Source organism: Sphingobium psychrophilum (assembly GCF_012927105.1).
Taxonomy (GTDB): Bacteria; Pseudomonadota; Alphaproteobacteria; order Sphingomonadales; family Sphingomonadaceae; genus Sphingobium; species Sphingobium psychrophilum.
Window position 1 is genome coordinate 177,285 of record NZ_JABBFV010000004.1, and the last position, 23,421, is coordinate 200,705.

The window sequence follows — 23,421 nt, forward strand, 5'->3', positions numbered from 1 at the left end:
CCGCCCTTTCGCCGCCGTTCAGACTAGCGGCCATGGCCCATGATCCGATCGACCTTGACGAACTCCGCCGCCTCTATGCCGGGGGCGGCGGGGCCGACATTCACGATCCCCATTTTCGCGAGGTGGCGGGACTGCAGTTCAAGAGCGGTGACAAGCGCCGCTGGCCCTTCGCCCAGCCCTCCACCCTGCTGGATGCGCCCTACATCGCGGGCGGTCTGACGCCGGAAACCCTCGATACGCTGGACGTGGCGCTGATCGGCGTGCCGATGGACTTGGGCGTCACCAACCGCCCCGGCGCGCGCTATGGCCCCCGCGCGGTACGGGCGATCGACCGGATCGGCCCCTATGAGCATCAACTGCGCGTCGCACCGATGAACGCGCTCAAGGTCGCGGACGTCGGCGATGTCGCGATGCAGAGCCGCTACGACCTCTCGCTCTGCCACGCCGATATCGAGGAATGTTATGCGATGATCGGCGCGACCCGCGCGATCCCGCTGTCGGTCGGCGGCGACCATAGCATCACCGGGTCGATCATGAAGGGACTTGCGGCCGCCAAAGGCCCGATGGGCATGGTCCATTTCGACGCCCATTGCGACACCGGCGGCATTTATGAAGGTTCCAAATTCCACCATGGCGCGCCCTTCCGCGAAGCCGTGCTGGCGGGCGTGCTGGACCCCAAGCGATCGATCCAGATCGGCATCCGGGGTGGGGCGGAATATCTGTGGGAATTTTCCTACGCCAGCGGGATGACCGTCATCCATGCCGAAGACTGCGCAGCGATGGGCATGGACGCGGTGGTGGCAAAAGCGCTGGAGGTCGTCGGCGACGGCCCGACCTATGTGACCTTCGACGTCGATGGCCTCGACCCGGTCTATGCGCCCGGCACCGGCACGCCCGAAATCGGCGGCCTTTCGACGCGCGAGGCATTGCATCTGCTACGCGGGCTGGCGGGCATCGACATCATCGGCGGCGACGTGGTGGAGGTCGCGCCCGAATATGATCCGACCACCGTGACGGCGCAGGCCGCCGCGCAGATGCTGTTCCAATTGCTCTGCCTGGTGCAGTTGCGGCGATGAGCGCGCCAACCGCTCCAACACCCGAACCGGCGCTGAAGCGCGGCATAACCGGGCCGGGCTATTTCGCGCTCGCCTTCGGCACGATCGTCGGGTCCGCCTGGATGGTGCTGATGGGCGAATGGGTCGCGCCCGCGGGACCGGGCGGCGCGGTGCTGGCGTTCCTTGGCATGACGCTGCTGATGGTGCCGATCGCCGCCGCCTATGCCGAACTGGTCGCCCGTGTGCCGCGCGCAGGTGCAGAGTTTGTGTTCGTAGAAAAGGCGTTCGGGCCATGGCCGGGCTTCGTCACCGGCTGGTATCTGACCCTCTATTTCGTCGGGATCGCCGCGTTCGAGGGGCTGGCCCTCTCCTGGTTTCTCGAAAATCTGGTGCCGTCGCTGAGCGGGCAGACCCCACTCTACACGCTGCTCGGTCGGCCGATCACGGCAATGGACCTGATCGTCGGGCTGGCGGGGGCCGGCGTCATGACCCTGCTCAACGCATCGGGCGCGACCATCGCGGTGGGCTTTCAAAAGATCGTGACCTTCGCCTTCCTCGCCGCCTCTGCGGCGCTGGTGCTGCTTGGCTTTGCGCAGGGCGATACGAACAACTGGCAGCCCCTGTTCGAATCGGCGCAGGATCGCAGTTTCGGCGGCGGCATGTTCGTCATGCTGGGCGTGGCGGGCATGTGGCTGGCGGGGTTCCAGACCGCCGCGTCTGCCGTCGAGGAACGGGCGCCTGGCACCAGCTTCCATACCGTCGCGCGGGCCATGATGGCGGCGGTGGCGGTCGCGGCGTTATTCTAGAGCCTCATCATCCTGGCATCGGCATCGCTGGCGCCGTGGCGCGACCTGACCTCGGGCGCGCTGCCGGTCGCCGCCGCCTTCGACCATGCGCTCGCCGGCGGCCTGGCTACAAAGGGGATCATCCTGGTCGCCATGGCGTCCCTGCTCAAGACCTGGAACGCGATGCACCTGTCGGCGACGCGCGTCATCCTGGCGCAGGCCCGCGCCGGATTCCTGCCCGCCGGCCTCGCCCATATCGACGCGCGCACCGGCGCGCCGCGCCGCGCCGCGCTGCTGGTGGGGCTGTGGACCTGCCTTGGCGTGCTGGCCGGGCGCGGAGCGATCAGCCCGATCATTTCGATGGGGACGATGTGCACTACGGCCATCGCCGCGGTTGCAATGCTTGCGCTGCTGCGCCTGCGCAGCCGGGACAGGGGCGCGGCCCCGCCCGCTTTCGTGCTGGCGGGGGGCAAGCCGTTGCTGCTCGCGATCAGCATTGGTGCCGCCGTGGTGGCGAGCGCCGCCATTGCCACGCCCTTCGGCGTCAACGACGGGATGCCGGTCGAAATCTGGCTGATGCTGGGCTGGCTGGCGCTGGGTGGAGGGATGGTGATGGCGCAGCGTTTGCTGATCGCAACGCCGACGGCGCAACCGGCCTAAAGCAATATCAACTGCGCCACCGGGGCGAAACTGCGGCGGTGCAGCGGAGTGGGGCCATGTTCGCGCAGCGCCGCCAGATGCTTGGCGCTGCCATAGCCCTTGTTCGTGTCCCAGCCATAATGAGGATGGTCGGCAGACGCTGCGACCATCATCCGGTCGCGGGTTTCCTTCGCGATGATGGAGGCCGCCGCGATCGACAGGCATTTGGCGTCGCCCTCCACAATCGCGGTCGACGCCCAGCGCCATGTCGGACAGCGATTGCCGTCGACCAGCACATGACCGCAGTCGTGGCTCAACGCCTCGACCGCGCGGGTCATGGCCAGCATCGTCGCCCACAGGATGTTGATCTGGTCGATCTCCTCCACGCTGGCGACACCTACGCCCCAGCACAGCGCCCGCCTCTTGATCTCGATTTCCAGCATGGCGCGGCGCTTCGCCGTCAATTGCTTGGAGTCATTGAGGCCATCGGGACAATCCTCAGCCCGCAGAATCACGGCAGCCGCAACCACCGGGCCAGCGAGCGGACCGCGCCCCGCCTCGTCCACGCCTGCGACCAAGCGGGGATGATGGATCAATTCGTGCGCGAAATCAGGCATGGTCGGCGTAGCGCGCAGCGAAGGCCGCTGCGTCCCAGCCGGCCGAGTCGGTCGCCGCCAACAGATGATGGAAAGGCGTCAGGCCCAGCCCATGGCCCATCGGCCCATGGCCCTGCCCCAGGCCAGGTGCCGCCGCCAGGACCGCCGCGACATAGGCTTCCGCCCGGTCGGCCGCATCGGCCAATGAAAGCCCCCCGCCCAGTCCGGTGGCAATGGCGCTGGCCAGGGTGCATCCCGTGCCATGGCTGTTGCGGGTTTCGATGCGGGCGACCGAAAATTCGACCACCATATCCTCATCGATCAACAGGTCGTGGATCATAGGCCGATCATCATCGGCCTGCTGCGACAAATGCCCGCCCTTGGCGAAGATGACCGCGCCGGTGCGATCGTGCAGCGCCTGTCCTGCCGCCTCCAATTGCTCGACATCGGTTATCGTCATGCCGGTCAGCGCTTCCAGCTCCGGCACATTGGGGGTGATGACGCTCGCCACCGCCATCAGCCTTTCGAAGGCGGCGATTGTCGCCGCATCCGCCAGCAGCGAACCACTGGTCGCGACCATGACCGGATCGAAGACGATGGGGACATCCTGCAATTGCGCCAGTCGATCCGCGACGGCGGCGGCCGTCTGCGCCGATCCGATCATGCCGATCTTTACCGCATCGACGCCGATATCGCTGATGCAGCTTTCCATCTGCGCCAGCACCATCTCGGTCGGCACCGGATGGACGGCCTGCACGCCCAGCGTGTTCTGCGCCGTGATCGCGGTGATCGCGGTCATGGCGTGGCCGCCCAGCATCGTCACCGTCTTGATGTCCGCCTGGATACCCGCGCCGCCCCCGCTGTCGGAACCGGCGATGATGAGGATGCGCGCCGTCATCCTTTGAAGTGCCGCTCCGTCGACGCCGGGTTGCCCGCCAGTGCCTTGCCGGTCCGGCTGGGCCGGTCCATCAATTCGCCACCACAATTGGGGCAGCGATCGTCCAGCGCTTCGGCGCAGGGCGCGCAAAAGCTACATTCGAACGAACAGATGAACGCGCCGGGTTGATCAGCCGGCAAGTCCGTACCGCAGCGTTCGCAATCGGGGCGCATCTCAAGCATTACGCCGCTGCCTTTTCCACCGCGGCGCAGATGCGCTCTACCACATCCCTCACCTGGTCCGCCTTGTCGCCTTCGGCCATGACGCGGATCACCGGTTCGGTGCCGGACGGGCGGATGACGAGGCGACCGGTGCCATTTAGTTCCGCTTCGGCCTGCGCGATCACGCGCTTGACCTCGTCATGCTCCAACGGCTTGCCGCCGGAGAAACGAACATTTTTGAGCAGTTGCGGGACGGGATCGAACTGGTGCAGCGTTTCGCTCGCGGGCTTGCCCGACCGTACCAGCGCCGCCAGCACCTGCAACGCGGCGACAGTGCCATCGCCGGTGGTCGCATAGTCGGACAGGATCATATGGCCCGACTGTTCGCCGCCCAGATTGAAGCCGCCCTCGCGCATCCGCTCCAGCACATAGCGGTCGCCGACCTTCGTGCGCTCCAGCGCGATGCCCTTTGCCGCCAGGAAGCGTTCGAGGCCCAGGTTCGACATGATCGTCGCGACCAGCCCGCCGCCGCGCAACGTGCCTTCGCGCGCAAAATTAGCCGCGATCAGCGCCATGATTTGGTCGCCGTCGACGATCTGGCCCTGTTCGTCCACCACGATCAGCCGGTCGGCGTCGCCATCCAGCGCAATACCGACGTCCGCGCCGGATGACACCACGGTTTCCTGCAACAACAGCGGCGCGGTCGATCCGCAACCGTCATTGATGTTCGTGCCGTTGGGCGTCACCCCGATCGCCACGACCGTCGCGCCCAGTTCCCACAGCGCCGACGGCGCAACCTGATAGGCGGCGCCATTGGCGCAATCGACCACGATCTTCAGCCCGTCGAGGCGCAGGTCGGCGGGGAAGCTGGACTTGACCGCATGAATGTAGCGGCCGCGCGCATCTTCCACCCGGCGGGCGCGGCCGATATCCTTGGATGCGGCCAGCGCGATGTCCTGCCCGATCAGCGCCTCGATCTTCAGTTCATCCTCGTCCGACAGCTTGTAGCCATCCGGCCCGAACAGCTTGATGCCATTGTCGAAATATGGGTTGTGACTGGCCGATATCATGACGCCCAGGTCGGCGCGCATCGAATGGGCGAGCAGCGCGACTGCGGGTGTCGGGATCGGCCCGAACTGGACCACGTCCATGCCCACGGCGGTAAAGCCCGCGACCAGCGCATTTTCGACCATATAGCCCGACAGGCGGGTATCCTTGCCGATCACCACGCGATGCCGGTGGTTGCCGCGCTGGAAATGAGTGCCGGCGGCCATGCCGACCTTCATCGCCAGTTCCGCCGTCATCGGCCATTGGTTGGTGCGCCCGCGGATGCCGTCGGTGCCGAAATATTGCCTGCTCACAAAGCGCTCATCTTCCTCTGGGGACATTCCCCGCTCATCCGTTCGTCCTGAGTAGCCGCTGAGCCTGTCGAAGCGGCGTATCGAAGGACACGCATGTCGGCGACCCTTCGATACGGGTCTTCGACGTCGCTCAGACCCTACTCAGGGCGAACGGAGAGGGAAAGCATCAAGTTTTTCTCGATCGACTTTCCGCGCATCCCGCGGCATCGCGGGCTGATGGAAAATTTCAATACCTTTGTCGACGGACTGTCCGCCGCCGTCTTTTTCAAGGTGCCGCTCTTTGGGGCGCAGATCGAACTGATCGTGCTCTATCTGGCGTTGCCGATGCTGTTCTTCACGCTCTGGCTCGGCTTCCCCAACATCACTCAGGTCGGTCGCGCCATCCGCATCCTGCGGACCCAGCCGCGTGAGGGCGAGGCGAAGGGCGACGTCAGCCAGTGGGCGGCGCTCTCCACCGCTTTGTCCGGCACGATCGGCCTGGGCAATATCGCGGGCGTCGCGGTGGCGCTGACCATGGGCGGCCCCGGCGCGATCCTGTGGATGTTCATTATCGGCTGGTTCGCGATGACGGTGAAGATGGCGGAAGTCACGCTGGGCCTCAAATATCGCGTGTTCGACGCACAGGGCCATGTCCATGGCGGGCCGATGTATGTGCTCAAAGCCGTGGGTGCGGCGCGCGGATGGCCCAAGGCAGGACTTGCGCTGGGCGGGGCCTACGCTTTCTTCGCGCTGTTCGGCGCGATCCCGATGGTGCAGGTGAACCAGAGTTTCGCGCAGGTGAAAGTCGTCACCGGCCTGACCAATGGCTGGGCCTATGGTGTGTTTCTGGCGGGGGCGGTGGCGCTGGTGACGCTGGGCGGCGCGGCCTGGCTGGGCGAGGTGGCCAAGCGACTGACCCCGATCAAGGTGGCGGTCTATCTGCTGGGGGTCGCCGCGATCCTGATCCTGCATATCGGCGAGATACCCGGCGCGCTGGCGCTTATCTGGAACGGCGCATGGAGCGGACAGGCCGCAACCGGCGGCGCGGTCGGCGCGTTCGTCGCGGGGATGCGCCGCGCGGTCTTTGCCAGCGAAGCGGGGGTGGGGTCCGCCGTCATGGCGCACAGTCTGGCGCGGGCGGACCATCCGGTGTCCGAAGGACTGGTCGCCCTGCTGGAACCGCTGCTCGGCACGATGATCGTGTGCGCGTTCGGTGGTCTGGCACTGGTCGTCGCAGGGACATGGAATACGGGGTTGGAGGGGATCGCCATCACCTCCGCAGCCTTTGCCCAGGTATCGCCCTGGTTCCCCTGGCTGCTGGCGGTCGTCGTATTCCTGTTCGCCTATTCGACGCTGGTCGCCTGGGGCTTTTATGGCTTGCAGGCCTGGGGCTATCTGTTCGGCAACGGGCCGCGCGCGCAGTGGACCTACAAGATCCTGTACGTCGTCGCCCTGCCCCCGGCCGCCGCAATCGACCTAGGCCGCGTGGTCGGGATCGTTGATAGCAGTTTCTTCCTGATGGCCATCCCCAACGTCATCGCGCTGTATCTATGTGCGGGGGAATTGCGCCGCGACGTGAAGGCCTATCTGGTCGCACAAAAGTAACAACATGTCCCGCGCAAGCGGAAACACGCTGAATGTGGCCTACAGCAAAAAAGGCCCCGCACCTTTCGGAGCGGAGCCTTTTTTCGACTGTGGCGATCAGATCAGATCTTGTCGCCCAGCGCACCCTTGACCGAACCGGCGACGTCCTGCGCCGTGCCCTTGGCCTTCTGCGCCTTGCCTTCGGCTTCCAGACGATCATTGTCGGTAGCCTTGCCTACGCCTTCCTTGACGGCGCCTGCGGCCTTGTTGGCGGCGGCCTTCAGCTTGTCGGTTGCTTCACCCATGTCATCACTCCTTTTCAGTGTGTTCGATGGGTTCAACGATGCTCAAGAGAAAGGGTTTCCGCCGGTACGCAGGCGAAACGAACTATCCTTTCAAAGCGGCTTTTCGTAAATCTGATAGACTTTGTTCACCGTCCCCTGGATCGCCTCCGCAATCGCGTTCATGCCTTGATTGTCGTCCAGTACCCAGCCAAGCTCCCCACGGGTCGAACCATATTGGGCCACCGCCGCCAACCGGATCGTCTCGATCATCATGAAGGCAAGTTGGCTGGCCATGCGCGAACTTTGCAGGCGCTGCACCACGCCCATCAGCGGCACGCGCATCGTGCGCACCTGGGGCTTGCGCAGCCAGCGCAGCAGCTTGATCCAGCCGAATGGGAAAAGCGACCCATTGAGCGGCTTTGTCGCTTCATTAAGGTCGGGCAGCGTCATCATGAAGGCGACCGGTTCGCCGTCCAGCTCAGCGATCATGATTAGGTCTTCGAACACGATCGGCTTCAATTTCTTGCCGGTATGCGCGATTTCCGCGTCGGTGATCGGCACGAAACCCCAATTATTGCCCCAGGCGTCGTTCAGGATTGCGAGGATGATGGCGGCTTCCTGATCGAATTTCGACTTATCGACCTTGCGGATGCGGATACGCGGGTTTTTCTCGCCCGACGCGATGATCCGCTGCAGCAGCGGCGGAAATGGATTGGTGATGTCCAATTCGTAGGTTTTGAGCTGCTTGGCCGGGGCATAACCCGCGCCCTCGATCATCGCCTGATAGGCCGGGCTGTTATGCCCCATCATCACCGTCGGGGGATGATCATGCCCGGCGATCAGCAGGCCCGGCTCTTCCCAGATCGACAGCGAGATCGGCCCCAGCACGCGGGTCATGCCCTTGGCGCGGAGCCAGTCTTCCGCGGTCGCGATCAGCGCTTTGCCGGTTTCCGCGTCCTCCGCTTCGAACAGGCCGAAATTGCCGGTGCCCGGCCCCATCCCCTGTTCCACCGGCTGCGTCAGCGCCAGACGGTCGATATGGGCGGAAATGCGGCCGACCACCGTGCCGCCGCGGCGGGCCAGGAAATATTGCGCCTCGGCATGGCCGAAAAACGGGTTCTTGCCCGGCGTCAGCAATTCCCGCACCTCCGCCTTTAACGGCGGCACCCAATGGGGATCATCGGCGTAGAGCCGCCAGGGCAGGTCGATAAAAGCCTTGAGGTCGGACTTGCCGGAAACGGGGGTAATGACCAGATCGGTATGCGCCACAGGTGCCGCCTTGAGCAAAAAAGAAAGTGCGGTGCAGTTCGCCCCTTGTTTGCGCAATGTCAATCGCGCGCGCAAAACCGGGACTAACACAAGTGAAATGTCATGGTGCTGCCATGATCTCAGCGCATTTGGAGGCTAGGACCGCCCGCATGACTGTGCATGATCCCATATTGGCCGCCGCCCAGCGCGCGCGCGCCGCCATCCCCGACGACAGCGCGATGCTCCGCGCCGCGGCCGAATTGACGCGCGACTATGCGGTCGCCAACCCGCGCATTTACTGGCCCGACCTGCTGGCGTCCGCGCTGATCGGCTGGGGCGCTATGGCTGGCGCGATCCTGGCGCAGAATGGGCTGATCGCCATCGTCTACGCATTTGTTGCGATGATGGCGCTCTATCGCGCAGCCAGCTTCATCCACGAACTGACCCATATCCGGAAAGGCGCCCTTCCCGGCTTTCGCTTCGCCTGGAACCTGATCGTCGGCATCCCGCTTATGATCCCGTCCTTTATGTATGAGGGCGTCCATATCCAGCATCATGCCCGCACCCGCTATGGCACGGCGGACGACCCGGAATATCTGCCGCTCGCGCTGATGAAGCCTTGGTCGCTGCCGCTGTTCATTCTCGTCGCGTCGCTGGCGCCGGTCGGCCTCATCCTGCGCTTCGGCCTGATCACGCCGCTCTCGCTACTGATCCCGCCGCTGCGCGCCAAGGTCGTGGCGGAACTGTCCGCCCTGTCGATCAACCCCGCCTATCGCCGCCGCGCGCCGGAGGGCGATTTTGCGCGGATGTGGATGTGGCAGGAAGCGGGCGCGAGCCTGTTCGCGCTGGCGCTGGTCGGCAGCGTCTTCGCCTTCGGCTGGAAGCCGCTGCTCGTCTATATGGCGATCCATTCGGCGATGACCGTCATCAACCAGTTGCGCACCCTGGTCGCGCATCTGTGGGAAAATGAGGGCGAACCGATGACGGTGACGGCGCAATATCTGGACTCGGTCAATGTACCGCCACCCGGCGCGCTGCCCGCGCTCTGGGCGCCGGTGGGCCTGCGTTACCATGCGCTGCATCATCTGTTGCCCAGCGTCCCCTATCATGCGTTGGGCAAGGCCCATGCCCGGCTGATCGCCACGCTTGACGCGCAATCGCCCTATCATCGCGGCAATTATCCGGGGATGTTGCCGCTGGTCGGCAAGATCGCGCGCAGCACGATGGCGGCGCGCTAATCAACAGCGCCCCTAGCCTTCGTCGTCCCGATAGACCGGCAATCCCAGCCCGCGCCGGATCGCCATCGCCCGCAGCAGGAACCCCAGCAGCGCGGCGATGACGCCCGCGACCGGCACGTCCAGCCCGATCCAGCGCAACGCCACGAACAGGCCGGAGGCGAAGGCCGCCGCCGTCACATAAAGCTCCGGCCGCAGCAGGATAGACGGCTCGCCCGCCAGCAGGTCGCGCATGATGCCCCCGACGCAGCCCGTCACCACCCCCATCATCCCTGCGACGAAAGGCGGCACGCCAAAACTCATCGCCTTGGCCGCGCCAAATACGGCGAAGGCGGCCATGCCGATGGCGTCCAGCCAGTCGAGCGCGCGTTCGCTCCAGAATTTGCGCGGGGTGATCCACACCAGGACCGCCGCGCCCATGCAGGCGATGGCCGGCACCGGATCGACCACCCAGAAGACCGGCGCACCGATCAGCAGGTCGCGCACCGTGCCGCCGCCGACCCCCGTCACCAGCGCGAAGAAGGCGAAGGTGACCAGCGTCTGCCGCAACCGCGCCGCCGCCAGTGCGCCGGACGCGGCAAAGACGAAGGTGCCGACGATGCTCAAGGTTTCGAGCACGGGGCCGATCGAGTTGGCGAGCAGGGGCGTAGGTGGAAGCATGACGTTACCTAACCACAACCGTTCGTCCTGAGTAGCCACTGAGCGAAGTCGAAGGGGCGTATCGAAGGATTGCGCCACATGCTTCGATACGGGACTTCGCCAAGCTACCCCCTACTCAGCACGAACGGACTTTGGGACGACCCTTATTTCCGCCCCTTCTCTACCGCCAGCCGGCTCATCAATATCGCGGCGCGCTTGGCCTGGCGCTTCATGGTCGACAGGTCGGCCTTCTCCGCCGCGCTGTGATCGCCGCTGGACGCCAGGCCCAACCCCACCAGTCCGTCCGTGTCGGCCGCGACGAAGCTGATGTCGCCCGCCCCGCGCTTCAACGGATCGAGCGCCGCCATTTCCGCCAGGCCCAGGTCCGCATTGACGCCGTTCAGCTTGCCCAGCAGCGCCTTGTTCCCCGCCGTCGGCGCCATCGATGGATAGCCCAGGTCGAACGCAATGCTGGCCGACGTGCCCGTCAAATGCCCCGCATCGACGATCGTCTGCATCTTCGCCTGAACCCGCTTCGTCTGCTCTTCGCTCAGCGTGCGAAAATCGCCCTTCGCCACCGCGATCGGCGGGATGATGTTGGTCTTGCCGGTCACGGCGATGCGCACGCCGTCCTTGTCGACCGCCGCGCTTTGCCCGCCGCCGATCAGCCCGACATTGAATGTCAGATTGGGTTCGGGCAGTTCCTTGCGGAATGCGACGATGATCCGCGCCAGTTCATAGACCGCGCCATCGCCGGCACTCGCCGAAAAGATGCCCGAACTATGGCCCGACTTGCCCGTCGCCGTCAGCGTCCAGCTATTGGACGACCGCCGCGCGATCGACCCCATGTCCTTGCCGCCTTCCTGCGACAAGCCTTCGAAATCGAGCGCAACATCGGCCCGCTTGCCGGCCGCCACCAGATCGGCGCGAGCGACGGCGACCGGATCGCCCGAATCCTCCTCGTCCCCGGTCAGCACGACTTCGATGTTTGCGTTTTTCAGAGTGCCCGCCGCCTGCATGGCTTTCAGCGCCAGCAGCATCGTCACCACCCCGCCCTTGTCGTCGGCGACACCCGGACCGGCGGCCCAATCGCCATCGCGCTTGAAGGTCTGGAACGGCGAATCCGGCTCGAACACGGTATCGAGATGGCCGATCAGCAGCATTTTCGTGCTACCCGCCTTGCCCTTGTGCACCGCGATCAGGTGGCCCGCCCGTTTGGCCGCATCCATCGGCTTCCACGTCACGGTAAAGCCCAGCGCCTCATATTCGGGGCGCAGCATGTCGGCCACCGCCTTCACGCCGGGGAAATTCATCGACCCGCTATTCTGGTTGACCAGCTTTTCCAGCAGCGCGACGGATGGTTCATAGCCCGCCTCGACCGTAGTGCCGATTGTCTGTTCCGCCGGGCTAAGCGCCGCATGGGCGACGGGCGCGCCACCGCAAAGCAGCGCGCCCATAACCAGTCCCCTGATCACTTGGCCAATTCCGCCTCGATCGCCGCGACCAGCGCCGGGTCATTGGGCGCGGTCGTGGGCGCAAAGCGCGCAGCGACGCTACCGTCCTTGGCGATCAGGAACTTTTCGAAATTCCACAGCACTTCCGGCACCGGATTGGGGGTCATGCCATAGCCTTTGAGCTTCTCGCGGAAGGCGTCGCCCTCGCCCTGCGCTTCCGGCTGCGCGCTGGTCAGCGCGGCGTAGAGCGGGTGCTTGTCCGGGCCGGTGACGACGATCTTCTCGAACATCGGGAAATCCACGCCGAAATTGGTGGTGCAGAAGGTCGCGATCTCGTCATTGTCGCCCGGTTCCTGCGCACCGAAATCATTGGCGGGGAAGCCTGCGATGACCAGCCCCTTGTCCTTATAATCGCCATAGAGCTTTTCCAGCCCCTCATATTGCGGCGTCAGGCCGCATTTGGAGGCGACATTGACCGCCAGCACCACTTTACCCGCATAATCGGCCAGGCTGGTGTCGGCACCCTTGATGGTCTTGAGCGCAATCTGCTGAATATCGGTCATATATCGTCTCCTTGGATGAATTTACCCCGAAACTTGCTACTATATCGCCGCGCCGAACAGATGCCCCGCACCTGCCGTCACCGCCATCGCCAGTGCGCCCCACAACAGCGTCCGACACACCGACCGCGCCACCTGCGCCCCGCCCAGCCGCGCGCCGACATAGCCCAGCAGGGCAAGGCACAGGAGGGACAGTGCGACGATGGCGACAATCGCCCCGCCCGCGGGCACCATCGCTGCGATCAACACCGGCGGCGCCGCACCCACGGCAAAGCTCGCCGCAGACGCCAGCGCAGCCTGCACCGGCCGCGCCGTCGCCATATCGGAAATGCCCAATTCGTCACGGGCATGCGCGCCCAGCGCATCGGCCGCCATCAACTGCTCCGCCACTTGGCCCGCCAGATCGTGCGTCAGGCCGCGTTCGACATAGATATCGCGCAACTCCACCCACTCGGCATAAGGCTGGGTAGCGATCGCCTTTTTCTCTTTAGCCAGGTCCGCGCGTTCGGTGTCGGATTGCGCGCTGACGGACACATATTCGCCCGCCGCCATCGACATGGCACCCGCCACCAGCGCCGCAATGCCGGTCAGCAATATCGTCTCGCTCGGCGCGCCCGACGCGGCGATGCCGGTCATCAGGCTGGCGGTGGACACGATCCCGTCATTGGCCCCCAGCACCGTCGCGCGCAGCCAACCGACGCGGTTCACATAATGAACGGCATGGTGCGGCTGGTCGATTGCGGTGTCGGTCTGCGCGTCCATCGATCAGCCCCTTTGCCTGGCCCCTATCCCGGCATCCATGCGCCCGGAGCCTGTCGAAAGGAAGGCGGGAAATGCTACCCCGCCAGTCCTTCGGCCTTTTCCGCCAGTTCCAGCCAGCGCATCTCGGCAGCGTCCTTGTCGGTCCGCGCCTTCTCGATCGCGCCCGTCAGCATGTCGAACCGTTTGCGATCGCGCGTGTAGAGCGCCGGGTCGGCCAGCGCTTCCTCATGCCCGGCAATGGTCGCTTCCAGTTCCTCCACCCGTTTGGGCAGCAGTTCCAAGTCGCGCTGGTCCTTATAGGTCAGCTTGGCCGATACGGGCTTTGCCGGTGGGGCCGCGGCCACCGCCTTCTTCTCGATCCTGGCCGCCTTGCGCGGATCGCGCTTGGCGAGCCAGTCGGCATAGCCGCCAACGATCACATCGACCACGCCCGTCCCGTCCAGCCCCAGCGTCACGGTAACGGTGCGATCGAGAAAATCGCGATCATGGCTGACGATCAGGACGGTGCCGTCATAATCGGCGATCACTTCCTGCAACAGGTCGAGCGTTTCCAGGTCGAGGTCGTTGGTCGGCTCGTCCAGCACCAGCAGGTTGGATTCGCGGGCAAATTCGCGCGCGAACAGCAGGCGCGACCGCTCTCCGCCCGACAGCGTGGCGACCTTCGCCTCCGCCAGACTGGGGTCGAACAGAAAGTCCTTCAGATAGCCATGGATATGCTTGCGCACGCCGCGCACGTCGATCCAGTCGCCGCCCTCGGCCAACACGTCGCGCACCGTCTTGTCGCCCTGCATCAGGCTGCGCTGCTGGTCGATGAAGATCATGTCCAGCGTCTTGGCCAGCGTTACTTTGCCGCTATCGGGCGCCAGTTCACCGGTCAGCAGTTTCAGCAGCGTCGATTTGCCCGCGCCATTGCCGCCGACGATGCCGATCCGGTCGCCGCGCTGCACCCGGATCGACAGGTCGTCGATGATCGTGCGCTCCCCGAAATTCTTGCTGACATGCTCGACCTTGATGACGCTCTTGGTCTTGCTGTCGTCGCTGGCGACGGCGATCTTCGCTGTCCCCTGCGGCCCGTTCATCGCGGCGCGGGTTTCGCGCATTTCCCACAGCTTCGCCAGCCGTCCCTGGTTGCGCTTGCGCCGCGCGGTGACGCCGCGTTCCAGCCAGTGCGCCTCGATCTTCAGCTTCGCGTCCAGCTTCTCCGCCGCCCGCGCCTCTTCGGCATAGACCGCTTCCATCCACTGTTCGAAACCGCCAAAGCCGATCTCGTTGCGCCGCATCTGCCCCCGGTCCAGCCACAGCGTCTGGCGCGTCAGCCGCGTCAGGAAGGCGCGGTCATGGCTGATGACGATGAAGGCGCCATTATACCGCGCCATCCAATTCTCGATCCAGTCGATCGCCGCAATGTCCAGATGGTTGGTCGGCTCGTCCAGCAGCAGCAGGTCCGGCTCGCTCGCCAGCGCGCGGGCAATGGCGGCGCGGCGACGCTCGCCCCCGCTTGCCGTGCTGGCGTCGCGGCTCAGGTCGATGCCCAGTTGGTCGGCGATCGCCTCCACTTCATGCGGGGCCGGCGCAAACTCGCCCGCCAGCGCGAAATCATGCAGCGTCTTGAACGGCGTGACGTCGGGATCCTGCTCCAGCGTGATGACCCGCGCGCCCGGCCGCACGGACCGCACGCCCTCGTCCGCCTCGATCTGTCCGCCCAGCAATTTGAGCAATGTCGTCTTGCCCACGCCGTTGCGGCCGATCAGCGCCAGCCGGTCTTTCGCGCCCACGGCGATATTGAGGCCGCGGAACAACCAGTGAGAGCCTTGCGAAAGGCCAAGATTTTCGAACGAGAGAATAGGAGCTGCCATTTACACGCAGCTAAGGCCTGTCAGCCTGCGGGGCAAGTGCGGAACCGGAAAGCTGTCGGACGGCTTTCAACGTGCGACAGCGTCCATTCATCGCACCCCGGCCAAAGAGGGGCGCATATTCGCAGAGGAGAAATATCCATGAAATCCGCTCTCGCCCTGATGGCGCTCGGCGTTGCCGCCCTTCCCGTGGCGGCGCTTGCCCAGACCAGCGTCACCATCGCAGAGACTGCGCCGGTCGTGACATTGAACGTCACCGAAAGCGTCGAGGCCGCACCCAATGTCGCGACCGTCGGCACCGGCGTCCAGACCCGCGCGCTGACCGCGCAGGCTGCAATGCAGGATAATGCCGCCAAGACCGAAAAGCTGATTGCGGCGCTGGCCAAGGCCGGCATCGCGAAGAAGGATATCCAGACCAGCGGCATCAATCTGTCCGCCCAATATGATTACAGCAATCAGGACGGAAAGCCGGAGGGTCCGCGCTTCATCGGTTATGAAGCGTCCAACCAGTTGACCGTGAAACTGCGCGACATCAAAAAAGTTGGCGCCTCGCTCGACGCCATGGTCGCAGCGGGTGCCACCAACATCAACGGCCCGAGCTTCTCTATCGAAGACCCATCGCCGCTGATCCAGCAGGCCCGCGGCACCGCGCTCAAGAGTGCCAAGACGCAGGCCGATTTCTATGCCCAGGCTGCCGGTTTCCGTACCGCGCGCCTCGTTTCGATCAGCGAAAGCAACAGCGGCGGCCAGCCGCCCATGCCGATGATGCAAAGCGCCCGGTTCAAGGCGGATGCGGCCCCTACTACCCCGGTCGAACCCGGCCAGGTCAGCGCCTCGGTCACGCTCACGGTCCAGTACGCGCTGGACAAGTAAGCGCCCATAGAGCGGACAGAAGGCGGCGGCGCTTGAGCATCGCCGCCTTTGCCGTTCATTCTTGTTCATCTGCGCGCCATTCACCACCTGTTCAATGCCTCACGCCTATGCCATGCCCATGAATATGAAGTGGAACAGCCTGCCCCGCTCTCTGACCGCTGCGGTCGCCGCCGCGCTTGCCATCGGCGTCATCATCCCGGCCGCCGACGCGGGCAATCGCCGCGATGAACAGGACGCCGCGCGCCGGGCGATGCTCGACGGACAGGTCATGCCCTTCGCCATGATCAAGCGCCGGGTCGACGCCACCATGGGCGGTGCCACCTATGTCGGCAGCGAATTTAATCCATCGTCCAACCGCTACCGCCTGAAATATGTGAAGGACGGGAAGGTCATGTGGGTTGATGCGGATGGCCGGACGGGCGATATCATCGGCATGGCGCGCTAACATCCGCCCATGCCGCAATTCTAAAAAAGAAAAGGGCCTTTCATGCGTCTGCTGATCGTCGAGGATGAACCGAATCTGGGCCAGCAGCTCAGGAACACGCTGGAAGGCGCGGGCTATGCCGTGGACCTCGCCACCGATGGCGAGGATGGCCATTTCCTCGGCGCGACCGAAAGCTATGACGCGGTCGTGCTCGACCTTGGCCTGCCCACCATTGATGGGCTGACCGTGCTGGACCGTTGGCGCAAGGAAGGCCGCGCATTCCCGGTGCTGGTGCTGACCGCGCGCGACAGCTGGTCCGACAAGGTCGCCGGGCTCGACGCGGGCGCCGACGACTATCTCGCCAAGCCTTTCCAGAGCGAAGAACTGATCGCCCGCCTGCGCGCACTCATCCGCCGCGCATCCGGCAATGCGTCGAGCGAACTCACCGCCGGCGACGTCCGTCTCGACACCCGGTCGGGCAAGGTGACGCTTGCCGGCGACCCGGTAAAGCTCACCGCGCAGGAATATAAGCTGCTCAGCTATCTGCTCCATCACAAGGGCAAGGTGGTCAGCCGCACCGAATTGATCGAACATATTTACGACCAGGATTTCGATCGCGATTCCAACACGATCGAGGTGTTCGTGACGCGCATCCGCAAGAAGCTGGGCGCCGACGTCATCACCACCATCCGCGGCCTTGGCTACAGCCTGGACGAGCCGGGGCGATAATCAGCCTTTCACCCTACCCCGTTCGGGCTGAGCCTGTCGAAGCCCTGCACTTTCTTAAGAAGGGTGGCCCTTCGACAAGCTCAGGGCGAACGGATATGGGAACAGTCTGAAAATATGACCGATCCCGCCTCTCCTCCCCCTGTCCGCTCCACCGGCTCCATCAGCCGGCGGATGATCGGCATCGCCGCTTTGTGGATCAGCGTGCTGCTGATCGGCGGCGGCGTGGCGCTGGACCGGGTGCTGAGCGACGCCATCACGCGCAATTTCGACGACGGCATGAACTATGTCCTGACCGCCATGATCGCGGCGTCGGAAATCGCCCCGGACGGCGAAGTCCTGTTCAATCGCGAACTGGCCGACCAGCGCTTCCTCGAACCCAATAGCGGCCTTTATTATCAGGTCAGCGCCAAGGGGCATGAGGACTGGCGCTCCCGCTCGCTCTGGGACCGCGCGCTCAAGGTGCCGGCGGAACATCATGATCGCCACCTCCACACCTATGACAGCAAGCAATTCCCTGGCGAGGATCTGCGCGTGATGGAGCGCACCGTCGTCCTGCCCGGCTCCAACACGCGCTGGCTGTTCATGGTCGGCCAGGCACGCGAAGGGCTGGACGCGCAGATCAAGACGCTGCGTTCCACTTTGTTCAAAAGCTTCGCGCTGCTGGCGCTTGGCCTTTTCGTGCTGGCGAGCCTCCAGACCATCTATGGCCTGCGTCCGCTGCGCAAGGTGCGGCTGGAGATCATCCGTATGCGCGACGGCCACAAGAGCCGCGTCACCGAACCCATGCCCGCCGAAGTGCTGCCCATGGTCGAGGAATTGAACGCCCTGCTCGCCCATAATGAGCGGCAGGCGGAGGAAGCGCGCACCCATGCGGGCAATCTCGCCCATGCGCTAAAGACGCCGCTGACGGTCATCATGAACGCGGCGACGGCCAAGGCCCCGGACCTGGGCGACGCCGTGATCCGCGAAGCGACGACGATGCGCCGGCAGGTCGACCATCATCTTGCCCGCGCCCGCGCCGTCGGCCGACGCGGCGCGGCGCAGAGCCGGGCGGACGTCTGGGTCAGCCTCACCGCGGTCGAACGCGCCGTCCAGCGCCTCTATCCCGAAGCCCGCGTCGACATGGACGGCGACAGGCAAGCCGCGGTCCGCGTCGAACGCCAGGATCTCGACGAAATGCTCGGCAACCTGATCGAAAATGCGGCCAAATATGGTGGCGGCAGCGTCTTCGCCACCGTGGTCGCGCGTGCGGGCGGCATGGTGGAAATATTGGTGGAGGATGACGGCATGGGCATCCCCGAAACCGAACGGGTCCGCATCTTCGACCGCGGCGTCCGTCTCGATTCCGGCAAGCCCGGCACCGGCCTCGGCCTCGCCATCGTCCGCGACGTCGCGGAAATCTATGGCGGCACCGTGGCGCTGGAGGAAAGCGAGGATCTAGGCGGGCTGCTGGTGCGGCTACGCCTGCCAGCGGCGTGATTCGGCGTGGCACTGCCGTCTGAACACGGACTCCTCTGCTGCCGCAGTTACATGGGAATGTCTTGGAGCGACCATTTTTCGTCGCTCAGAGACGGAACGGCAGCGTCCAATAACAGACGTTCATGCCCCGTCTTGAGGAAGCCAAGAGGTTCGTGTCGCTGACACCTCTAGGACAGGAAGGTTACTCATCTGCCTCCAAGGCGTCGATGAGGTATCGTATTCGATCAGGTGATAGCTTCGGCCACAGGTTCGCCAATTGGTGCATGGACACACGTTAGGCGCTTCATTCCAAGGAAGTTTGGCCAATCGCTGCAATTCGTCCATCGCCTCGGCTTTGCTGCTAAACTCGCCAATCTGTTCGGCATGCAACTCATCTTCTACAATAAACATGCCGATGTACCCTGCGTCATTCTCACGGCGACTATACATGAATCTCGCCCAAAAGCCGACAGTCCCCTTCCCACCCATCCCCGCCCTTCTCCAACCACCGACCACATCCAACTTGCCATCCAACCCCGCAGCTGCGAAGCAATAGCAGCGAAGATCGACCATCCCGCTTCGCCCCGACAGGAGCATCATGCGGCGGCATTTCTATCTTATCGCAGGATTCCTCTCGATCGGCCTAGGCACGATCGGCGCATTTCTGCCGCTGCTTCCCACCGTCCCCTTCATGATCCTCGCGGCCTTCTGCTTCGCCCGCTCCAGCCCCCGGCTGGAAGCAAAGCTGCTCGACCACAAGCATTTCGGCCCGCATATTCGGCGCTGGCGGGAACGTGGCGCGATCAGCCGCCGGGGCAAGAAGGCAGCGCTGGCCGCCTTCGCTTTCAGCGTCGCCCTCGCGCTGATCTTTTCGCCCTTCCCCTGGTTCCTCATCCCCGTTGCCGCCGCGCTGATCGGCGGCAGCTGGATCTGGACCCGGCCGGAAAGGTAAACAGACAGCGGCGAAGCGACAGCGATGCCTGTGGCTCAGATGTCGGACAGTCGCCCGGCACGCAGCATCATCGCCATTAAGCCCTTATCCCGGCCGCCCAGCCCTGCGCCGCGCCGTCAATTCATCGCCAGGATCATGTTCCGCACCTGCGGATAGACCTGCTTTTCCCATTTGCTGCCCGAAAACACGCCATAATGGCCGACGCCGGGCTGAAGATGGTGGCGCTTCAAATGCGGACGCAGCCCGGTGCACAGGCCATGGGCGGCGGATGTCTGGCCCACGGCACACACATCATCCTTCTCGCCCTCAACAGTCAGCAGCGCCGTGTTGCGGATCGCACCCGGATTGACCGGGCGTCCGTGCACCGTCAGTTCGCCCTTCGACAACAAAGTCCGCTGGAACACCTGGTCGACCGTCTCCAGGTAGAATTCCTTGGTCAGGTCCAGGACCGCGAAATATTCCTCATAGAAATGCTTGATCTTGTCCGCTTCGACCGTCTTGCCGTCGGCCAGAAGCTGGTACAATTCGCGATGCTGCGACCCGTGCCGCTCCATGTTCATCGCCATGAACGCCGACAGTTGCAGGAAACCCGGATACACCTCCCGCCCGCGCCCGGGATAACGGAACGGCACCACGGAGATCAAATTCTCCTCGAACCATTCGATCGGCTTTTCATTGGCCAGGTCGTTGACCACGGTCGGCGCGGCATTGGGGTCGATCGGCCCGCCCATCAGCGTCATCGATCGCGGTGTCGCCTTGTCCTTGTCCTCCGACATCAGCGCCACGGCGGCCAGCGCGGGCACGCAGGGCTGGCATACCGACACCATATGCGCGCCGGGGCCGATCTGCTGGAAGAAGCGGATGACATAATCGACATAGTCGTCAAAGCCGAAGCGCCCGGCCTCCAACGGCACATCGCGCGCATTTTTCCAGTCGGTGATGTAGACGTCATGGTCGCGCAGCAATGTTGCGACCGTGCTGCGCAGCAAGGTGGAAAAATGGCCCGACATCGGCGCGACGACCAGCACCTTGGGCTGGGCCGCCTCGACATCGTCCTTGACGAAGTGCAGCAGGTCTCCGAACGGCAGGTCTAGCGCGATTTCCTCGCGCACCGCCACTTCCGCATTGCCGCTGGTGACGGTCATTATGTCATAGGCCGGACGCTTGTGCGTCAGCTTCGCGCCCTGGAACACGTCCATCATCGCGAACATGCGCCGCGGCATCGCCCAATCGGCCATCGGTCCCATCTTGTCGCGCATGCCAAGTGCGATCTGCGCCCCGAACCGTGCTGGCGCCAGCATGTCGTTCCAGGCCTGATAACCACTGTAAAGCATGCGCATGATGAGGTTTGAGCCTTGTCCTGTGTCCGCGAACCGAATCGGTACTCCGATGAAACGCTATACATGCTTTTTATGTTGCGCCGCATCATCATAAATGTGAGGCTGACCGCAAGCAGGAGGGTATGCCATGGCGATCGCGGAACTCACTCTTTCCAGCAAGAATTATTCCTCCTGGTCGCTACGCGGCTGGCTTTTGTGCCGAATCGCGGGGTTGCGGGTGGAGGAAAAGACGATCGCGCTCGACGATCCCGAAAACCGCGCCGAACTGCTGCTCCTGTCCCCTTCCGTACTGGTGCCTCGCCTGACGCATGAGGGGGCCAGCGTCTGGGACACGCTGGCGATCGCGGAATATCTGCACGAACTCTATCCCAATGTCGGCATGTATCCCGTCGATCGAATCGCCCGCGCCCATTGCCGGTCGGTGTCGGGGGAAATCCATTCGGGCTTCGCCAATCTGCGCTCCGCCCTGCCGATGAACCTTAAGGTGCGCCACGCGCGCTTCCCGATCTTTTCCGGAGCAAAGCCCGATATCGACCGAATCGAAACGATCTGGGCCGAATGTCTGGACAGCTATGGCGGCCCCTGGCTGTTCGGCAAGGAACCGACCGTCGCCGATGCCATGTTCGCACCGGTGGCCCAGCGTTTCCTGACCTATGCCGTCCCACTGTCCGCCCCATCCGCCGCCTATTGCCAGACGATCAACAGCTGGCCGCTGATGCGCGAATGGATCGACGATGCGCGCAATGAACCGGAAGAGATGGTCGAACTCGAAATCGAGTTCTGAACGCCCTTTCGCCCATCGCCGCAGCGGGTTAGACCGGCGGGATGATGACACGCATCCTCGCTTTGGCCCTCGGCCTGGCCGCCGCCCTACCCCTCCATGCCCAGACCGATCCCAAGCAGTTGGAACAATCGGTCCGCACGCTGGCCTCCGACCTGTTCCAGGGCCGCGCGCCCGGCACCGTGGGGGAGGAACGGACGATCGGCTATATCGTCGCCCGCTTCGAACAATTGGGTCTGGAACCCGGCGGCCCGGACGGCCAGTGGGTGCAGACCGTGCCGCTGCTCCACACCCGCCTTGGCCAGGCTGAAACGCTCTCGATCGCGCAAAATGGTGCGTCCGCGCCCTGGACCTTCGGCCGCCAAGTCTATCTCTCCACTCTCCAGCCCAAGGACAAGGTCGGCGTCGCCAACGCCCCGCTGGTGTTCGTGGGCTATGGTGTCTCCGCCCCCGAACGCGGCTGGGATGATTTCAAGGGCGTGGACCTGAAGGGCAAAATCGCCGTCTTCCTCATCAACGACCCAGATTTCGAGGCGGCCAAGGGCGAAGATTCGTTCGGCAAATTCGGCGGCAAGGCCATGACCTATTATGGCCGCTGGACCTATAAGTTCGAGGAAGCTGCCCGCCGCGGCGCGATCGGCGCGCTGATCGTCCACGACACGCCGGGCGCGGGCTATGGCTGGAACGTCGTCACCAGCCCCGCTGGCGAAAATTACGATCTGGTCCGCGCATCCGATAAACTGACCAGCCTCCAGGTGCAGGGCTGGGTCGAGGGTGACGCCGCGCGCACGCTGTTCGCTGGTGCGGGCCTCGATCTCGCCGCGCTGCGCAAACAGGCGCGATCGGCCAGATTCAAGCCGGTAGAACTAAAAGGCGCGACCTTCTCCGCCGCCTTCCCGGTGACGCAGGAAGTGGTGCAGAGCGCCAACGTCCTGGCCCGCATCCCCGGCACCAAGCGCCCGGACGAAACCCTGATGTATGGCGCGCATTGGGACGCCTATGGCAAGGGCGCACCCGATGCGCAGGGCCGCATCTACCGCGCCGGGGCCAATGACGACGCGCTGGGCATGGCTGGCCTGTTCGAGATCGCCCGCGCCTTCAAGGCGGCCCCCGCACCCGACCGCTCGATCGTCTTTGCCGCCTGGACCGCGGAGGAGCGCGGGCTGCTGGGGTCCGAACATTATGCCCAGAACCCGGTCTATCCGATCGACAAGACGGTGGCGAACCTCACCATCGACGTGCTCCAGACCGCGGGCAAGGCGAAGGACGTCATTCTGATCGGCAAGGGACAGAATGGCCTGGAGGATGACCTGGCAAAATTCGCGGCGAAGCAGGGCCGCGTCATCACGCAGGAAAGCCTCCCTGAACGCGGCCTCTTCTACCGCGCCGACCATTTCTCCATGGCCAAGCGCGGCGTGCCCGTCCTGCTGATGATGGGCTTGGCGGGCGCATCCGACCTGGTCGAGGGCGGCCGCCCAGCCGGCCAGGCGTGGATCGATGCCTATACCGGCACATGCTATCACCAGGCCTGCGACGCCTGGGGACCGGAATGGCAACTGGACGGCGCGGCCCAGGATATCGACCTGATGCGCGACATCGGCCGCGACCTGGCCAATTCGACCCGCTGGCCGGAATGGAAAGCCGGTTCGGAATTCAAGGCCATCCGCGACAAGAGCGCAGCGGCAAGGAAGTAAATCTCCGTTCGTTTCGAGCGTAGTCGAGAAACGCTGGC

General features: G+C 64.4%; 22 protein-coding genes and 1 pseudogene. 11 read left to right on the top strand and 12 right to left on the bottom strand.

The window, feature by feature from the left end:
- Positions 1 to 32: 32 nt before the first annotated feature.
- Both speB and HHL08_RS25535 read left to right on the top strand, forming a co-directional pair.
- The gene (speB, locus tag HHL08_RS07495; protein ID WP_169571992.1) at positions 33 to 1,076 is read left to right on the top strand and encodes an agmatinase; all 1,044 of its coding nucleotides are present in this window, start codon (positions 33 to 35) and stop codon (positions 1,074 to 1,076) included.
- Positions 1,073 to 2,500: pseudogene (locus HHL08_RS25535) on the top strand (APC family permease). Before speB ends, HHL08_RS25535 begins: the two are co-directional and overlap by 4 nt.
- Here the strand turns inward: HHL08_RS25535 and HHL08_RS07510 are convergent.
- Genes HHL08_RS07510 through glmM form a run of 4 tightly spaced genes read right to left on the bottom strand, consistent with a single transcriptional unit; the run spans position 2,497 to position 5,534 of the window.
- Positions 2,497 to 3,096, bottom strand: coding sequence for a ribonuclease HII (locus HHL08_RS07510; RefSeq protein WP_169571996.1), 600 nt, complete (start codon positions 3,094 to 3,096; stop codon positions 2,497 to 2,499). The pseudogene HHL08_RS25535 and the gene HHL08_RS07510 sit on opposite strands and share 4 nt — an antisense overlap.
- Positions 3,089 to 3,973 (bottom strand): bifunctional hydroxymethylpyrimidine kinase/phosphomethylpyrimidine kinase, encoded by an 885-nt coding sequence (thiD, locus tag HHL08_RS07515; protein ID WP_169571998.1) that lies wholly within the window; start codon positions 3,971 to 3,973, stop codon positions 3,089 to 3,091. Before thiD ends, HHL08_RS07510 begins: the two co-directional genes overlap by 8 nt.
- Positions 3,970 to 4,194 (bottom strand): DUF1272 domain-containing protein, encoded by a 225-nt coding sequence (locus HHL08_RS07520; RefSeq protein WP_169572000.1) that lies wholly within the window; start codon positions 4,192 to 4,194, stop codon positions 3,970 to 3,972. Before HHL08_RS07520 ends, thiD begins: the two co-directional genes overlap by 4 nt.
- Positions 4,194 to 5,534, bottom strand: coding sequence for a phosphoglucosamine mutase (gene glmM / locus HHL08_RS07525; RefSeq protein ID WP_169572002.1), 1,341 nt, complete (start codon positions 5,532 to 5,534; stop codon positions 4,194 to 4,196). The genes HHL08_RS07520 and glmM overlap by 1 nt, the downstream gene beginning before the upstream one ends.
- Before the next feature lie 216 nt (positions 5,535 to 5,750).
- Here glmM and HHL08_RS07530 point away from each other — a divergent pair, with 216 nt between their 5' ends.
- Positions 5,751 to 7,118: an alanine/glycine:cation symporter family protein gene (locus HHL08_RS07530; protein ID WP_169572004.1), complete on the top strand. Its 1,368-nt coding sequence runs from the start codon at positions 5,751 to 5,753 to the stop codon at positions 7,116 to 7,118.
- A 101-nt stretch (positions 7,119 to 7,219) separates the two neighbouring features.
- Here HHL08_RS07530 and HHL08_RS07535 read toward each other — a convergent pair whose 3' ends face one another.
- Both HHL08_RS07535 and HHL08_RS07540 read right to left on the bottom strand, forming a co-directional pair.
- The gene (locus HHL08_RS07535) at positions 7,220 to 7,402 is read right to left on the bottom strand and encodes a CsbD family protein (RefSeq protein ID WP_169572006.1); all 183 of its coding nucleotides are present in this window, start codon (positions 7,400 to 7,402) and stop codon (positions 7,220 to 7,222) included.
- A 90-nt stretch (positions 7,403 to 7,492) separates the two neighbouring features.
- Positions 7,493 to 8,650, bottom strand: coding sequence for an N-acetyltransferase (locus HHL08_RS07540; protein ID WP_169572008.1), 1,158 nt, complete (start codon positions 8,648 to 8,650; stop codon positions 7,493 to 7,495).
- A 149-nt stretch (positions 8,651 to 8,799) separates the two neighbouring features.
- Between HHL08_RS07540 and HHL08_RS07545 the strand changes: the two genes are divergently transcribed.
- Positions 8,800 to 9,867 (top strand): fatty acid desaturase family protein, encoded by a 1,068-nt coding sequence (locus tag HHL08_RS07545; RefSeq protein WP_169572010.1) that lies wholly within the window; start codon positions 8,800 to 8,802, stop codon positions 9,865 to 9,867.
- A 12-nt stretch (positions 9,868 to 9,879) separates the two neighbouring features.
- Here HHL08_RS07545 and HHL08_RS07550 read toward each other — a convergent pair whose 3' ends face one another.
- The 5 genes from HHL08_RS07550 to HHL08_RS07570 all read right to left on the bottom strand — a co-directional run bounded on the left by HHL08_RS07550 (position 9,880) and on the right by HHL08_RS07570 (position 15,135).
- A complete protein-coding gene (locus HHL08_RS07550) occupies positions 9,880 to 10,524 on the bottom strand; it encodes a trimeric intracellular cation channel family protein (protein WP_169572012.1) in 645 nt (214 codons plus the stop codon).
- A 143-nt stretch (positions 10,525 to 10,667) separates the two neighbouring features.
- On the bottom strand, positions 10,668 to 11,960 hold the full coding sequence (locus HHL08_RS07555; RefSeq protein ID WP_169572014.1) for a M20/M25/M40 family metallo-hydrolase: 1,293 nt from the start codon (positions 11,958 to 11,960) through the stop codon (positions 10,668 to 10,670).
- 14 nt (positions 11,961 to 11,974) lie between these two features.
- Complete coding sequence (locus HHL08_RS07560; protein ID WP_169572017.1) at positions 11,975 to 12,520, bottom strand: glutathione peroxidase; 546 nt, start codon at positions 12,518 to 12,520, stop codon at positions 11,975 to 11,977.
- A gap of 39 nt (positions 12,521 to 12,559) precedes the next feature.
- A complete protein-coding gene (locus tag HHL08_RS07565; RefSeq protein ID WP_169572019.1) occupies positions 12,560 to 13,279 on the bottom strand; it encodes a VIT1/CCC1 transporter family protein in 720 nt (239 codons plus the stop codon).
- Between the two features lie 74 nt (positions 13,280 to 13,353).
- Entirely contained in the window at positions 13,354 to 15,135 is a 1,782-nt protein-coding gene (locus HHL08_RS07570; protein WP_169572021.1) for an ABC-F family ATP-binding cassette domain-containing protein, read from the bottom strand.
- 138 nt (positions 15,136 to 15,273) lie between these two features.
- Here HHL08_RS07570 and HHL08_RS07575 point away from each other — a divergent pair, with 138 nt between their 5' ends.
- The 5 genes from HHL08_RS07575 to HHL08_RS07595 all read left to right on the top strand — a co-directional run bounded on the left by HHL08_RS07575 (position 15,274) and on the right by HHL08_RS07595 (position 19,568).
- Positions 15,274 to 16,005: an SIMPL domain-containing protein gene (locus tag HHL08_RS07575; protein ID WP_169572022.1), complete on the top strand. Its 732-nt coding sequence runs from the start codon at positions 15,274 to 15,276 to the stop codon at positions 16,003 to 16,005.
- Positions 16,006 to 16,099: 94 nt separating this feature from the next.
- Positions 16,100 to 16,450, top strand: a complete 351-nt coding sequence (locus HHL08_RS07580; protein ID WP_169572024.1) for a hypothetical protein — start codon at positions 16,100 to 16,102, stop codon at positions 16,448 to 16,450.
- A gap of 42 nt (positions 16,451 to 16,492) precedes the next feature.
- A complete protein-coding gene (locus HHL08_RS07585) occupies positions 16,493 to 17,158 on the top strand; it encodes a response regulator transcription factor (RefSeq protein WP_169572026.1) in 666 nt (221 codons plus the stop codon).
- 171 nt (positions 17,159 to 17,329) lie between these two features.
- Positions 17,330 to 18,637, top strand: a complete 1,308-nt coding sequence (locus HHL08_RS07590; RefSeq protein WP_169572288.1) for a sensor histidine kinase — start codon at positions 17,330 to 17,332, stop codon at positions 18,635 to 18,637.
- A gap of 577 nt (positions 18,638 to 19,214) precedes the next feature.
- Entirely contained in the window at positions 19,215 to 19,568 is a 354-nt protein-coding gene (locus HHL08_RS07595; protein WP_169572027.1) for a YbaN family protein, read from the top strand.
- Positions 19,569 to 19,684: 116 nt separating this feature from the next.
- Here HHL08_RS07595 and HHL08_RS07600 read toward each other — a convergent pair whose 3' ends face one another.
- Positions 19,685 to 20,908 carry a polyhydroxyalkanoate depolymerase gene (locus tag HHL08_RS07600; RefSeq protein WP_169572029.1) on the bottom strand — a complete coding sequence of 408 codons (1,224 nt, stop codon included), beginning with the start codon at positions 20,906 to 20,908 and terminating at the stop codon, positions 19,685 to 19,687.
- A gap of 127 nt (positions 20,909 to 21,035) precedes the next feature.
- On the opposite strand from HHL08_RS07600, the gene HHL08_RS07605 reads away from it, so the two are divergent.
- Complete coding sequence (locus HHL08_RS07605) at positions 21,036 to 21,692, top strand: glutathione S-transferase (RefSeq protein ID WP_169572031.1); 657 nt, start codon at positions 21,036 to 21,038, stop codon at positions 21,690 to 21,692.
- Between the two features lie 44 nt (positions 21,693 to 21,736).
- Positions 21,737 to 23,383: a M28 family metallopeptidase gene (locus HHL08_RS07610; RefSeq protein ID WP_169572290.1), complete on the top strand. Its 1,647-nt coding sequence runs from the start codon at positions 21,737 to 21,739 to the stop codon at positions 23,381 to 23,383.
- Positions 23,384 to 23,421: the final 38 nt, after the last annotated feature.

Excerpts from the sequence above, each read along its gene's own strand:
- speB (WP_169571992.1), top strand. The coding sequence starts at position 33 with ATGGCCCATGATCCGATCGACCTTGACGAACTCCGCCGCCTCTATGCC.
- HHL08_RS07510 (WP_169571996.1), bottom strand. The coding sequence starts at position 3,096 with ATGCCTGATTTCGCGCACGAATTGATCCATCATCCCCGCTTGGTCGCA.
- thiD (WP_169571998.1), bottom strand. The coding sequence starts at position 3,973 with ATGACGGCGCGCATCCTCATCATCGCCGGTTCCGACAGCGGGGGCGGC.
- HHL08_RS07520 (WP_169572000.1), bottom strand. The coding sequence starts at position 4,194 with ATGCTTGAGATGCGCCCCGATTGCGAACGCTGCGGTACGGACTTGCCG.
- HHL08_RS07530 (WP_169572004.1), top strand. The coding sequence starts at position 5,751 with ATGGAAAATTTCAATACCTTTGTCGACGGACTGTCCGCCGCCGTCTTT.
- HHL08_RS07535 (WP_169572006.1), bottom strand. The coding sequence starts at position 7,402 with ATGGGTGAAGCAACCGACAAGCTGAAGGCCGCCGCCAACAAGGCCGCA.
- HHL08_RS07545 (WP_169572010.1), top strand. The coding sequence starts at position 8,800 with ATGACTGTGCATGATCCCATATTGGCCGCCGCCCAGCGCGCGCGCGCC.
- HHL08_RS07550 (WP_169572012.1), bottom strand. The coding sequence starts at position 10,524 with ATGCTTCCACCTACGCCCCTGCTCGCCAACTCGATCGGCCCCGTGCTC.
- HHL08_RS07555 (WP_169572014.1), bottom strand. The coding sequence starts at position 11,960 with ATGGGCGCGCTGCTTTGCGGTGGCGCGCCCGTCGCCCATGCGGCGCTT.
- HHL08_RS07560 (WP_169572017.1), bottom strand. The coding sequence starts at position 12,520 with ATGACCGATATTCAGCAGATTGCGCTCAAGACCATCAAGGGTGCCGAC.
- HHL08_RS07565 (WP_169572019.1), bottom strand. The coding sequence starts at position 13,279 with ATGGACGCGCAGACCGACACCGCAATCGACCAGCCGCACCATGCCGTT.
- HHL08_RS07570 (WP_169572021.1), bottom strand. The coding sequence starts at position 15,135 with ATGGCAGCTCCTATTCTCTCGTTCGAAAATCTTGGCCTTTCGCAAGGC.
- HHL08_RS07575 (WP_169572022.1), top strand. The coding sequence starts at position 15,274 with ATGAAATCCGCTCTCGCCCTGATGGCGCTCGGCGTTGCCGCCCTTCCC.
- HHL08_RS07580 (WP_169572024.1), top strand. The coding sequence starts at position 16,100 with ATGCCTCACGCCTATGCCATGCCCATGAATATGAAGTGGAACAGCCTG.
- HHL08_RS07585 (WP_169572026.1), top strand. The coding sequence starts at position 16,493 with ATGCGTCTGCTGATCGTCGAGGATGAACCGAATCTGGGCCAGCAGCTC.
- HHL08_RS07590 (WP_169572288.1), top strand. The coding sequence starts at position 17,330 with ATGATCGGCATCGCCGCTTTGTGGATCAGCGTGCTGCTGATCGGCGGC.
- HHL08_RS07595 (WP_169572027.1), top strand. The coding sequence starts at position 19,215 with ATGCGGCGGCATTTCTATCTTATCGCAGGATTCCTCTCGATCGGCCTA.
- HHL08_RS07600 (WP_169572029.1), bottom strand. The coding sequence starts at position 20,908 with ATGCGCATGCTTTACAGTGGTTATCAGGCCTGGAACGACATGCTGGCG.
- HHL08_RS07605 (WP_169572031.1), top strand. The coding sequence starts at position 21,036 with ATGGCGATCGCGGAACTCACTCTTTCCAGCAAGAATTATTCCTCCTGG.
- HHL08_RS07610 (WP_169572290.1), top strand. The coding sequence starts at position 21,737 with ATGACACGCATCCTCGCTTTGGCCCTCGGCCTGGCCGCCGCCCTACCC.